The 13292-nt window shown below is 55.8% G+C and carries 11 protein-coding genes; 7 read left to right on the top strand and 4 right to left on the bottom strand.

The window, feature by feature from the left end:
* Positions 1 to 97: 97 nt before the first annotated feature.
* Entirely contained in the window at positions 98 to 1756 is a 1659-nt protein-coding gene (tcp, locus tag ACQG03_RS09995) for a methyl-accepting chemotaxis citrate transducer (protein WP_046620070.1), read from the top strand.
* A gap of 9 nt (positions 1757 to 1765) precedes the next feature.
* Here the strand turns inward: tcp and smrA are convergent, their stop codons facing one another.
* A complete protein-coding gene (gene smrA, locus ACQG03_RS09990; protein ID WP_023299979.1) occupies positions 1766 to 2329 on the bottom strand; it encodes a DNA endonuclease SmrA in 564 nt (187 codons plus the stop codon).
* 350 nt (positions 2330 to 2679) lie between these two features.
* Positions 2680 to 3591, bottom strand: coding sequence for a LysR family transcriptional regulator (locus tag ACQG03_RS09985; RefSeq protein ID WP_046620072.1), 912 nt, complete (start codon positions 3589 to 3591; stop codon positions 2680 to 2682).
* Between the two features lie 175 nt (positions 3592 to 3766).
* On the opposite strand from ACQG03_RS09985, the gene ACQG03_RS09980 reads away from it, so the two are divergent.
* The 6 genes from ACQG03_RS09980 to uspE all read left to right on the top strand — a co-directional run bounded on the left by ACQG03_RS09980 (position 3767) and on the right by uspE (position 10640).
* Complete coding sequence (locus tag ACQG03_RS09980) at positions 3767 to 5077, top strand: M20 family metallo-hydrolase (RefSeq protein ID WP_063137513.1); 1311 nt, start codon at positions 3767 to 3769, stop codon at positions 5075 to 5077.
* Complete coding sequence (locus tag ACQG03_RS09975) at positions 5077 to 6522, top strand: M20 family metallopeptidase (protein WP_063148148.1); 1446 nt, start codon at positions 5077 to 5079, stop codon at positions 6520 to 6522. Before ACQG03_RS09980 ends, ACQG03_RS09975 begins: the two co-directional genes overlap by 1 nt.
* Before the next feature lie 42 nt (positions 6523 to 6564).
* A complete protein-coding gene (abgT, locus tag ACQG03_RS09970; RefSeq protein WP_063163292.1) occupies positions 6565 to 8091 on the top strand; it encodes a p-aminobenzoyl-glutamate transporter in 1527 nt (508 codons plus the stop codon).
* A 9-nt stretch (positions 8092 to 8100) separates the two neighbouring features.
* Positions 8101 to 8616, top strand: coding sequence for a methylated-DNA--[protein]-cysteine S-methyltransferase (ogt, locus tag ACQG03_RS09965; RefSeq protein ID WP_015570643.1), 516 nt, complete (start codon positions 8101 to 8103; stop codon positions 8614 to 8616).
* Between the two features lie 183 nt (positions 8617 to 8799).
* Positions 8800 to 9552: a fumarate/nitrate reduction transcriptional regulator Fnr gene (gene fnr / locus ACQG03_RS09960; protein WP_000611906.1), complete on the top strand. Its 753-nt coding sequence runs from the start codon at positions 8800 to 8802 to the stop codon at positions 9550 to 9552.
* Between the two features lie 137 nt (positions 9553 to 9689).
* Positions 9690 to 10640 (top strand): universal stress protein UspE, encoded by a 951-nt coding sequence (uspE, locus tag ACQG03_RS09955; RefSeq protein WP_003857535.1) that lies wholly within the window; start codon positions 9690 to 9692, stop codon positions 10638 to 10640.
* Between the two features lie 38 nt (positions 10641 to 10678).
* Here the strand turns inward: uspE and ACQG03_RS09950 are convergent, their stop codons facing one another.
* Together ACQG03_RS09950 and pntB are read right to left on the bottom strand one after the other, a co-directional pair.
* On the bottom strand, positions 10679 to 11791 hold the full coding sequence (locus ACQG03_RS09950) for a mechanosensitive ion channel family protein (RefSeq protein WP_022647940.1): 1113 nt from the start codon (positions 11789 to 11791) through the stop codon (positions 10679 to 10681).
* 107 nt (positions 11792 to 11898) lie between these two features.
* Positions 11899 to 13287, bottom strand: coding sequence for a Re/Si-specific NAD(P)(+) transhydrogenase subunit beta (pntB, locus tag ACQG03_RS09945; RefSeq protein ID WP_022647939.1), 1389 nt, complete (start codon positions 13285 to 13287; stop codon positions 11899 to 11901).
* Positions 13288 to 13292: the final 5 nt, after the last annotated feature.

Here is a 13292-nt window from a genome sequence, read left to right as displayed (position 1 = left end):
ACGAAACCATTAGTTAAGCAATAGTAAAATTAAAGTTTAAATTCGCTACGACGATAGTATTGATGTAACCCTGCCTCTTCTATTACGGATGACCGCCATGCTGAAAAATCTGCACGTGATTACCGGTATTATCTTTGCCCTCACCATATTCTGTCTGCTGCAAGTTGTCACGGGAGGGTTGTTCTACTCTGCCGTTAACAACGATCGTCACAACTTTCAGAACTCCGGGTTGCTTAATGCCCAGCAGGAGAGCCTCAGCGACAGTGTGAACACCCTGGTGAAAACGCGCGTTACCGTCACTCGCGTGGCGATCCGCTACCTGAAAAACCAGCGCGACCCGGCCTCTCTCGCGGCAATCAATACGCTGCTGGGCACCGCCAATGGTTCGCTGGCCAAAGCCGAAGACTATTACAAAAACTGGCAGGCGATTCCGCAGGTGAAGGGGCAAAATGCCGCACTCACCGAAGAGATGCAGAAAGCCTGGAAGAACATGCACGAGGTAATGCGCTTGTCCATTGCGTACTTGCGCGCCGATAACTATCAGGCCTATGGCGACCTGGACGCCCAGCAGGCGCAGGATGAGATGGAGGCGGTCTATACCCGCTGGCGCGCGGAAAACAACGTGCTGCTGAAAGCCGCCGCCGAAGAGAACCAGAACAGCTTTACCCAGATGCAGTGGACGCTGGCGGCGATCTTCCTGACCGTTATCGCCGTGCTGGTGGTGATCTGGCAGGGTTTACAGCACCTGCTCCTGAGACCGCTCAACGCCATCATGAACCATATTCGCACCATCGCGAGCGGTGATCTGACGCAAAACGTCGCGATTACCGGGCGCAACGAAATGGGCCAGCTGGCCGCCGGTCTGCATGAGATGCAACAGTCGCTGGTCAGCACCGTCAGCGCCGTGCGCGGCAGCACAGATTCTATCTACACGGGCGCAGGAGAAATTGCCGCCGGGAGTAACGACCTTTCCGCCCGAACCGAGCAGCAGGCAGCCTCGCTGGAAGAGACCGCCGCCAGCATGGAAGAGCTGACGGCCACGGTGAAACAGAACTCGGATAACGCTCGTCAGGCGACGCTGCTGGCAAAGAATGCGTCTGAAACCGCCGCACGCGGCGGCCAGGTGGTGAATAATGTAGTGCGTACCATGAATGACATTGCCGACAGTTCTCAGCAAATTGCGCATATCACCGGCGTTATCGATAGCATTGCCTTCCAGACCAACATTCTGGCGCTCAACGCGGCGGTTGAAGCCGCCCGTGCCGGCGAACAAGGCCGCGGCTTTGCGGTGGTGGCAGGCGAAGTACGGACGCTGGCCAGCCGCAGCGCGCAGGCGGCAAAAGAGATCAAAGGGCTTATTGAAAACTCCGTCAGCCGGGTGAATACCGGCTCGGAACAGGTGAGCGAGGCGGGTGCGACCATGAAAGAGATCGTCGCGGCCGTGACACGCGTAACCGATATTATGGCTGAAATCTCGTCGGCGTCTGACGAGCAAAGCCGCGGTATTGAACAGGTCAGCCTGGCGGTCTCGCAGATGGACAGCGTAACGCAGCAAAACGCCGCGCTGGTACAGGAGTCGGCAACGGCGGCGGCGGCGCTGGAAGATCAGTCTGAACAGCTGCGCCAGGCCGTGGCGGCTTTCCGGCTGAACATGCAGGAAAACACCGCTCCGCGGTCAAAAAATACAAAAGCACCGCAACTGTTGCGTCCCGCCACGGTCAGTGCCTCAGGTGACACAAACTGGGAGACGTTCTAGGCCTTACTGTTAACGGCTGCGCTTGGCGTGACGTTCCCAGTTTTCCTGTTTCGCCTCATCGGATTTTCGGAGTGAAACATAACATGCCCCGCTGCCGCCGTGATGCGGCAGCGCCACGCAGAAAGCCTGCACGTCCTCGAACTCAGTTAACCAGCGGGCAAGATAACTGCGCACCACGTTCGGGTGCGAATTCTGCTCGCGGCCCTTTCCGTGAATGATAATCAGGTTACGTAAACCGTCGCGGCTGGCCTGGCGAATGAAGGCGTACAGCATCTGGCGGCAGCGTTCGGCGGGCTGACGCAACAGATTTAAGCTGGCCTGTCGGGCGTATTTACCCGAGCGCAGCTTGTCAATAACGCCCTGCTGAACGCCCTCGCGCTGGAACATCAGCGGCTCTTCAAGCGGCAAGAGTTCCAGGAAACCCAGTGTGAGAAAGTTGTCGAGCTGCTCGGTATCGATCTCCTGGCGAACCCGGGTATTACGGCTTTGCTGCCAGTGGATATCGGTGCAGCGTTTCAGGGGCTGGACATCCTCCATGGCGTCAAGAAAAAGTGATTTGTCGTCAGGGTTCATGGAAATCCTCCGGGCACATCGGGGCTTGTACTATACCTGCACCGGGCAGGGGCCTCAATAACCCTTACCGCAAGGGGCAAGATAAATATTAATCTGATGAATATATATAGCTACCATTAAAGTTATTTAAATATTACTTAACTAAAACTACAGCAGAGTTAAAATAAGTGATTTGCGTTGAAATTTTGTAAAACCAATGACGTGCCGCCTTTCTTTTTTCAGGAAAGATGTTATACCTAAATATACCTGCCTCATGGATATAATACCCAGGATTTGCGAAAGGACGCACTGCTGTGTGTACTGTAGGGTCTGTCTGATGTCGGACAGGCTCTATTTTTTCTTTGGCAATTTCACGATAAAACTATTTTTCTCGCTTCCCTTCTGAATTGTGTAATTAATGATTCAGCCAGGGGCGTCTGGCGTGCATCACGGCGCTGAATTAAATAATAGGCCGCTCTGGGAAGTGTTTCCACAACCGGCAGCATGACCAGCCGGTGCGCCAGCAGCGGGTCGCAGCCCAACTCCTGCGGCAGCACGCTCAGGAAGTCACTTTGTGCGACAAGGCTAATACAGGACGAAAAGGTTTCGCAAACGACGCCAATACGCGGTATCTGCGAGCGATGATGAAATATATCCTCAAGCTGCTTATAATAACTTCCCCGCGGCGTTGGCATTGTCCAGTTATAATGAAGAAGTTCATTAATAGAGGTAGCCCCCAACGCCGGATGTCCTTCCCGACAAAATACCGCAAAAGGTTTCTCAAAGAGTTTTTCAAACGTAAATTCGTGATCGTAAGGCCCCTGATAATAGGTATTGATGGTAAAGTCCAGCTCACCCTGGCGTAATTCATTGATCATTGATACCAGCTGACCTTCCATAATCCGCACCTTGATCTGAGGATGCTGCGCATGAAAACGGGAGATAACGGCGGGCATCAGGCTGCGCGCCACGCTGGCACCCATCCCAATATTGATCTGCCCGGTCAGCTCCCCCTGACGCTGACGGATATCATCCTGCGCTGCGCGAAGCTCTTCCAGAATCAAATTAGCGCGGTGATAAAACCCTTCCCCGCACTCGGTCAGGGCGACACCTTTACTCCGGCGCACAAACAGCTGTGCCGCCATGCCCTCTTCCAGCTCTTTAATGGATTTAGTCAGCGCGGGCTGCGAAAGATTCAGCACCCGGCTGGCTCCGCGAATACTGCCCTGACGCGCCACTTCAACAAAAGCCCGAATTTGATGAAATTTAATCTGAAATGACATAGCCCGACCGATAACCGTTGTTTATCAGAGTAAAGAAACTGTCATCTACTTTAATGGAATTGGATGTGCGAGGGTAATTCCTGAACGGTTAAAACTGTGAAAAATCGCTTAGTGATAAGTAAAAACTATCACAGCGTGAAGCAGTTCACATATTTTAATGATGACAGGAAAAGATATGAACGCACTGGCGCAGTACATCCATACATTAGCCCCCCAACTGAGCGCATGGCGTCGCGATTTTCACCATTTCGCGGAATCCGGCTGGGTGGAGTTTCGCACAGCCGCGAAAGTCTCGGAGATCCTGGACTCGCTGGGTTACGAGCTGGCGATGGGTCGCGATGTCGTGGATGCCGAAAGCCGGATGGGGTTGCCCGATGACGCAACCCTGGCGCGGGAATTTGCCCGCGCCCGCGCGCAAGGCGCACCGGAAAAATGGCTCGCGCCGTTCGAAGGCGGGTTCACCGGCATTGTCGCGACCCTGAATACTGGTCGCCCCGGCCCGACGCTGGCCTTTCGCGTGGACATGGATGCGCTTGATCTAAGCGAAGCGCATGACGACAGCCACCGGCCGTACCGCGACGGTTTTGCCTCCTGCAACCCGGGCATGATGCACGCCTGCGCGCACGACGGCCACACCACCATTGGTCTGGGGCTGGCGCAGGTGCTTAAGCAGCATGAAGCCCAGCTCAACGGCACCATCAAACTGATCTTCCAGCCTGCCGAAGAGGGTACGCGCGGCGCCCGCGCTATGGTCGCTGCAGGGGCGCTGGACGACGTGGACTACTTTACCGCCATTCATATTGGAACCGGCGTTCCGGAAGGGACTGTGATCTGCGGCAGCGATAACTTCATGGCGACCACCAAATTTGACGTGCGCTTTACCGGCGTTGCCGCACACGCTGGCGGTAAACCGGAAGAGGGCCGTAACGCCCTGCTCGCGGCGGCCCAGGCCGCTATCGCGCTGCATGGCATCGCGCCACACAGCGAAGGCGCGTCCCGGGTTAACGTCGGAGTCATGCAGGCGGGCAGCGGACGCAACGTGGTTCCGGCTGATGCGTTGCTTAAGGTTGAAACCCGCGGTGAAAGCGAGGCGATTAATCAGTATGTCTTTGAGCGCGCGCAGGCGGTGATTACCGGCGCGGCGGCGCTCTACGGCGTAACAGCCGGGATAAACCTGATGGGGGCGGCGACCTCCAGTGCCCCTACCCCGGCCTGGGTCGATTATCTGCGCGAACAGGCAAGCCAGGTGCCCGGCGTGACTCATGCCATTAATAAGGTCAAAGCGCCTGCGGGCTCCGAAGATGCCACGCTAATGATGGCCCGCGTGCAGCAGAACGGCGGCATGGCCTCGTATATGGTCTTCGGCACCGAACTGAGCGCCGGACATCACAACGAAAAATTCGATTTTGATGAGCAGGTGATGAACGTTGCCATCGAAACACTGGCGCGAACTGCGCTTAATTTCCCGTGGACGCGAGGTGTGTAATGCAGGAGAACTACGCTTTTATCGCTGATGCCATCGACACGCGATGTCAGACGTTTACCGATATTGCCGACGACATCTGGGATCATCCCGAAACGCGCTTTGAAGAGTTCTGGTCCGCCGAACGGCTTGCCAGCGCGCTGGAAGCCGAGGGCTTTACCCTGATGCGGGAAGCCGGAGGCATTCCCAACGCCTTTATTGCCAGCTACGGCAGCGGCAAGCCCGTTATCGCCCTTCTGGGCGAATACGACGCCCTGGCCGGGTTGAGCCAGCAGGCGCACTGCGCGACGGCGCAATCCGCCACCCCGGGGGCTAACGGCCATGGCTGCGGGCATAACCTGTTGGGTACTGCTGCCTTTGCCGGTGCGGTGGCGGTGAAAAGCTGGCTGGAACAGCACGGCGGCAGCGGAACGGTACGATTTTACGGCTGCCCCGGCGAGGAAGGCGGCTCTGGTAAAACCTTTATGGTGCGTGAAGGATTATTTGACGACGTGGACGCTGCCGTGACCTGGCATCCGGAAGCCTTTGCCGGGATGTTTAACGTCAGCACGCTGGCCAATATTCAGGCCGCCTGGCGGTTTAAGGGGATCGCCGCCCACGCCGCAAACTCCCCACATCTGGGACGTAGCGCGCTGGATGCCGTGACGTTGATGACCACCGGCACAAACTTCCTCAACGAACACATCATTGAAAAAGCGCGCGTTCATTACGCCATCACCGATACCGGCGGAATTTCGCCTAACGTGGTGCAGGCTCAGGCAGAAGTGCTGTACCTGATCCGCGCTCCGGAGATGGCCGATGCGCAGCAGATCTACGCGCGCATCGAGAAAATCGCCAAGGGCGCGGCGATGATGACCGAAACCACAGTCGAGTGTCGCTTTGATAAAGCCTGCTCCAGCTATCTGCCGAACCGTACGCTCGAAGCGGCCATGTACCGCGCATTGCAGCATTACGGCACGCCGGACTGGACGGAAGAAGAACGCGAATTTGCCCGTGAAATCCGCGCCACGCTCACGGCAAACGACCTGCAAAACAGCCTGAAAAACATTGCCGCAACGGGAGCCGAAGAGGGAAAAGCCTTTGCCCGACGCCATCACGAAACGCTACTGGTGGATGAAGTTGCCCCTTACGCCATCACCGATAACGTGCTGGCAGGCTCCACCGACGTGGGGGATGTCAGCTGGAAGATGCCTGTCGCACAGTGCTTTAGCCCCTGTTTTACCGTCGGCACCCCGCTACATACCTGGCAATTGGTGGCGCAGGGGCGTACCTCTATTGCCCATAAAGGCATGCTGCTGGCCGGAAAAGTGATGGGCGCGACCGCGCTGCATCTGCTTCAGGATGCCGACCTGCTGCGAAAATGTCGGGAAGAATTCGAACAACACATAACAGAAAAACCGTACGAGTGTCCGATCCCGCAGGACGTGACACCGTCACCTTTAAAATAAAAAAAACACAACACAACACAACAACAGTCCCGAGGAACGCCCATGAGTATGTCTTCCATACCTTCGCATTCCCCATCCGGTAAGCTCTATGGCTGGGTTGAAAGGATCGGCAATAAAGTGCCGCACCCTTTCCTGCTTTTTATCTATTTAATTGTCATCCTGATGGTCGCGACAGCCGTGCTGTCCGCCTTTGATGTGAGCGTGCGCAGCCCGGCCGACGGCAGCATGGTGGCCGTAAAAAATCTGCTCAGCGTGGAGGGGTTGCACTGGTTTTTGCCGAACGTGATTAAAAACTTCAGCGGTTTTGCGCCGCTGGGCGCCATCCTGGCGCTGGTGTTAGGCGCGGGTCTGGCCGAACGCGTGGGTCTGCTGCCCGCGCTGATGGTGAAAATGGCCTCGCACGTCAGCGCGCGTTATGCCAGCTATATGGTGCTGTTTATTGCCTTCTTCAGCCATATCTCGTCCGACGCGGCGCTGGTGATCATGCCGCCGATGGGGGCGCTGATTTTCCTCGCCGTTGGCCGTCATCCTGTTGCGGGCCTGCTGTCGGCGATCGCGGGCGTCGGCTGTGGGTTTACCGCTAACCTGCTTATCGTGACCACCGATGTGCTGCTCTCCGGCATCAGCACGGAGGCAGCAAGCACCATCGATGCGGCCATGCACGTCAGCGTGATCGACAACTGGTACTTTATGGCCAGTTCGGTGATTGTCCTGACGATTATCGGGGGGTTGATTACCGATAAGATCGTTGAGCCGCGCCTGGGTAAATGGGAAGGCCGGAGCGATGAAAAGCTGGAGACGCTGAGCAAAGAGCAGCAGTTCGGCCTGCGCGTCGCCGGGATCGTCTCGCTGGCGTTCATTGCGGCTGTGGCGCTGATGGTGGTGCCGGAGAATGGCGTGTTGCGCGATCCGATCAAACACACCGTACTTCCCTCGCCGTTTATTCAGGGTATTGTGCCGCTGATAATTCTCTTCTTCTTCGTCGTTTCGCTCGCCTACGGCATCGCTACCGGTAAAATCCGCCATCAGGGAGATCTGCCGCACCTGATGATCGAGCCGATGAAGGAGATGGCGGGTTTTATCGTGATGGTGTTCCCGCTGGCGCAGTTTGTGGCCATGTTTAACTGGAGCAACATGGGCAAGTTTATGGCCGTGAGCCTGACGGACGCGCTGGAGGCGGCGGGGTTGAGCGGGGTTCCGGCGTTTGTCGGCCTGGCGCTGCTGTCGTCCCTGCTGTGCATGTTTATTGCCAGCGGGTCGGCCATCTGGTCGATTCTGGCCCCCATTTTTGTCCCCATGTTTATGATGCTCGGCTTTCATCCGGCATTCGCCCAGATCCTGTTCCGTGTCGCCGATTCCTCAGTGATCCCGCTGGCGCCCGTGTCACCCTTCGTTCCGCTGTTTTTAGGCTTCCTGCAACGCTACAGACCGGAGGCTAAGCTGGGTACCTACTATTCGCTGGTCTTGCCCTATCCGCTTATCTTCTTAGGGGTATGGCTGGTGATGCTGGTGGCGTGGTATCTTGTCGGCCTGCCGATTGGACCGGGTATTTACCCGAGGCTGAACTAAGGAATACTGATGCTGAGATTACTCGAAGACAAGATTGCGACACCGCTGGGGCCGCTGTGGGTTATCGCAGATGAAGCGTTCAATCTTCGCGCTGTTGAGTGGGAAGAGCACAGCGACCGGATGGTTGAGCTGCTCAACATTCATTATCGCGCCGAGGGTTACGAGCGTATTACAGCCCGTAATCCTGGCGGGCTGAGCGATAAACTGACGGCCTACTTCGAGGGCGATCTCAGCATTATTAATACCCTGCCAACCGCCACGGCGGGTACCCCTTTCCAGCGCGAGGTGTGGCAGGCGCTGCGTAATATTCCCTGCGGACAGGTAATGCACTACGGTCAGCTGGCAGAACAGCTTGGCCGTGCCGGTGCGGCGCGCGCGGTCGGTGCGGCAAATGGCTCTAACCCCGTCAGCATTGTGGTGCCTTGCCATCGCGTGATTGGGCGCAACGGCACCCTCACCGGCTATGCCGGGGGCGTACAGCGCAAAGAGTGGCTGCTGCGTCACGAAGGGTATTTTCTGCTGTAATTCCCAGGCTTTTTGTGCTTAATTTTCTTCCTGTTAGGTTCATAATCCTTAATCATTCTGTGGAATTTCAAGGAGATGGCAACACGCTGCCGTCTCTTGTCTTTATTGGGGGTTTGCCAGACTTACGTCCTTACCAAAAAGATGTTAAAATTGACCAATATCAATTAAGGCTTGAGCAAACCTATGATCCCGGAAAAGCGAATTATACGACGCATTCAGTCTGGCGGTTGTGCTATCCATTGCCAGGATTGCAGCATCAGCCAGCTCTGTATCCCGTTTACTCTGAATGAGCACGAACTCGATCAGCTTGACAATATCATCGAGCGCAAAAAGCCTATTCAGAAAGGGCAGACGCTGTTTAAAGCGGGAGACGAACTGAAATCGCTCTATGCTATCCGTTCTGGCACCATCAAAAGCTACACCATTACCGAACAGGGTGACGAGCAGATCACTGGCTTCCATCTGGCGGGCGATTTAGTCGGCTTTGACGCCATCGGCAGTGGCCATCACCCGAGCTTTGCACAGGCGCTGGAAACCTCTATGGTTTGTGAAATCCCGTTTGAAACGCTGGACGATCTGTCCGGTAAGATGCCGAACCTGCGTCAGCAGATGATGCGTCTGATGAGCGGTGAGATCAAAGGCGATCAGGATATGATCCTGCTGCTTTCCAAAAAGAATGCCGAAGAGCGTCTGGCCGCCTTTATCTATAACCTCTCCCGCCGTTTCGCGGAACGTGGCTTCTCCCCACGCGAATTCCGTCTGACCATGACGCGTGGCGATATTGGTAACTATCTGGGCCTGACCGTGGAAACCATCAGCCGTCTGCTGGGTCGTTTCCAGAAGAGCGGAATGCTGGCGGTTAAAGGTAAGTACATCACCATTGAAAACGGTGAAGCACTGGCCATTCTGGCGGGTCACTCACGTAACGTGGCATAACTCTCCCGGATATCTTATGCCAGGTCGATAAATTTTCATAATTATTGATCTGGCAAAAACTTCCCCCCTGTTTCATTCAAGATATATAGGTTACTCTTTTACTTACAGACTGTGGTGACAGTAGTAAGGAGACCTGTATGGCAAAGTATCAAAATATGCTGGTGGCTATCGATCCGAATCAGGACGATCAGCCAGCATTACGACGTGCTGTGTATTTACATCAACGGATTGGTGGCAAAATTAAAGCCTTTTTGCCGATTTATGACTTCTCATACGAGATGACCACCCTTCTGTCGCCTGACGAGCGCACCGCTATGCGTCAGGGAGTGATCAGCCAGCGTACTGCGTGGATCCGCGAGCAGGCGAAGTATTATCTGGAAGCGGGCGTACCTATCGATATCAAGGTGGTCTGGCACAACCGCCCTTTCGAAGCCATTATTCAGGAAGTGGTGGCCGGTGGGCATGACCTGCTGCTGAAAATGGCGCACCAGCATGACAAACTGGAATCCGTGATTTTCACCCCGACCGACTGGCACCTGCTGCGCAAATGCCCTTGTCCGGTATGGATGGTGAAAGATCAGCCGTGGCCTGAGGGCGGGAAAGCCGTCGTGGCGGTCAATCTGGCCAGCGAAGAGGATTATCACAATTCGCTGAACGAGAAGCTGGTGAAGGAGACCCTTCAGCTTGCCGACCAGGTTAACCACACTGAAGTCCATCTGGTGGGGGCCTATCCGGTTACGCCAATCAATATCGCCATCGAGCTGCCTGAATTTGACCCGAGCGTGTATAACGACGCGATTCGCGGTCAGCATCTGCTGGCCATGAAAGCGCTGCGCCAGAAATTCAGTATCGATGAGAACATGACCCACGTAGAAAAAGGGTTACCGGAAGAGGTTATTCCGGATCTGGCGGAGCATTTGCAGGCCGGGATTGTGGTGCTGGGCACCATTGGCCGGACCGGTATTTCTGCCGCGTTCCTGGGTAATACCGCCGAGCAGGTGATCGACCATCTTCGCTGCGACCTTCTGGTTATCAAGCCGGATCAGTATCAGACGCCGGTTGAACTGGACGATGAGGAAGACGATTGACCCCAAAATGAAAGCCCGCCGGTAACGGCGGGCTTTTTTTATTGCGCTTCGCTCAACCGTTGCGCCGGTGCCTCGTCGCCAGCATTCATCCAGGGCGCGTGCAGAACCATGCTCGGCAGCGCCAGCTTGATCTCTTGCTGGTTCAGCCCCTCCAGAATACGAATATTGATCTCCTGCTGAATATCCATGTACTTGTTGTAATCAGCCGTATTAACAATATGGACCACCTCGAAGGTCAGGCGATCGCGATCGAAGCCCAGGAAATGGGCGCGGTCAAACTTCGTTTCCCCGACGTCGGTAATGATCTGTTTGACCATATCACCCACTGAACGCAGTTTTTCCGGCGCCGTGTCGCTGGCGACCCCGAAGGTAAAGACGATCCGGCGCGTTTGCATCCGCTTGTAGTTATGCAGCGTCTGTTGCAGCAGGATGGCGTTCCCGCAGACAATCTGCTCCCCGCTCAGGCTACGGATACGGGTGGTTTTCAGGCCGATGTGCTCTACCGTCCCGGCGACATCGTTAAACACCACAAAATCGCCGATTTCGAACGGCTTATCAAAACCGATGGAGAGCGATGCAAACACGTCGCTCAGGATCGTTTGCACCGCGAGGGCGATAGCAATACCCCCTACCCCAAGGCTGGCAACCAGAGCAGTGATGTTGACGCCCGCGTTAGCAAGGATAGACAGCAGCATCACTGACCAGACAATGGCACGGAGGATAAGCCCCGTGATCACCAGCGTCACCGGGTTTTTATGGCTTCCCGGCGCCAGCATGACGTGACGAAGCCACGACACCACCCCCTGATCCATCCACAGCGCCACCTGGATAGCGAAGACCAGGAACCAGGCGTGGCTCACGGTACCAAAGAGATGATCCGGTAAGTCGACGAAACGCAGGCTGAACAGCAGCGCTACGACAAAAAGCAGGAAGCGGCTGGTGCGGTTAAGCATATCCGTCAGGATAAAACGCATCCGGTTGGTGGTGGGATGCTTGTCGCCCCAGGTGGTGATCCCTTTCTTAACAAAGGCGATCAGGCGCGTCAGCAGCCAGTACACCAGCAGAGTTACAAAGACTACCGTGGCGACGCCAATCCAGAATGATGGCGTCATCATCAGCGCGATGATGTCAAAGCGGGACAGAAATTGCATTACACCTCCTCGTATTACACAAAGGGTAAAGTATAGACAGAGGAGAATGGCTGACCGCAGAAATAAGAAAACCGCCCCCAGGGGCGGTTTGACAGGATGAAGCGGAATTAAAGAGATTTCAGAATCGCATCCACGCTGGCCTTGGCGTCGCCAAACAGCATGTGGGTGTTATCTTTAAAGAACAGCGGGTTCTGCACGCCAGCATAGCCGGTGTTCATAGAGCGTTTGAAGACAATGACGTTCTGCGCCTTCCACACTTCGAGAACAGGCATACCCGCAATCGGGCTGCGCGGATCGTCCTGCGCCGCCGGGTTAACGGTGTCGTTGGCGCCAATCACCAGCACGGTGTCGGTGTCGGCGAAATCATCGTTGATCTCGTCCATTTCCAGCACGATGTCGTAAGGCACCTTCGCTTCCGCCAGCAGCACGTTCATGTGGCCTGGCAGACGCCCCGCCACCGGGTGAATACCAAAGCGAACCTTGATACCGCGCGCGCGCAGTTTCTCGGTGATTTCCGCCACCGGATACTGCGCCTGCGCCACCGCCATGCCATAGCCCGGGGTGATGATAACGGAATGCGAGTTTTTCAGCATCTCTGCGGTGTCTTCCGCACTGATTTCACGGTGTTCACCCACTTCCTCATCAGAACCGGTTGATGAACCGTCAGAACCGAAGCCACCCGCGATGACGCTGATAAACGAGCGGTTCATCGCCTTACACATGATGTAAGACAGGATCGCACCGGAAGAACCGACCAGCGCACCGGTGACAATCAGCAGGTCGTTGCTCAGCATGAAGCCTGCTGCTGCCGCTGCCCAACCGGAATAGGAGTTCAGCATGGAGACGACTACCGGCATATCTGCCCCGCCGATAGACGCCACCAGATGCCAGCCGAAGGCCAGCGCGATGATGGTCATCACCAGTAACGCCAGCACCTGCAAGCCTACGCTTTCGGTACGCACGAAGACCACCAGCAGCACAAAGGAAACGACCAGCGCCGCCAGATTCAGCTTATGGCGGTTAGGCAGCATCAGCGGTTTGGAAGAGATCTTCCCGCGCAGTTTGCCGAACGCCACGATTGAGCCGGTGAAGGTCACCGCACCAATGAAGATGCCGAGGAACACTTCGGTCAGGTGGATGTTCACCAGAATCGGTTCCAGACCCGGTTCGTGGTACAGATAGCTGTTGAAGCCCACCAGCACCGCGGCCAGACCCACGAAGCTGTGCAGAATAGCAACCAGCTCCGGCATCTCGGTCATTTCAACGCGTTTCGCCAGACGAATACCAATCGCACCACCGATGATCATCGCCACCAGGATCCACGCCACGTTGCCGGTGTCCGGCCCAAAGATGGTGGCAATCAGCGCAATCGCCATCCCGGCGATACCAAAGTTATTTCCCTGCTGAGACGTTTCGTGTTTGGAAAGCCCCGCCAGACTGAAAATAAACAGGATTGCAGCAACAATGTATGCGGCTGTAACTAATCCTCCAGACATATGCT

Origin of the sequence: Enterobacter cloacae complex sp. 342H5 (assembly GCF_050030905.1) — a bacterium.
GTDB lineage: Bacteria > Pseudomonadota > Gammaproteobacteria > Enterobacterales > Enterobacteriaceae > Enterobacter > Enterobacter intestinihominis.
This window is presented reverse-complemented; position numbering and strand designations above follow the sequence as displayed.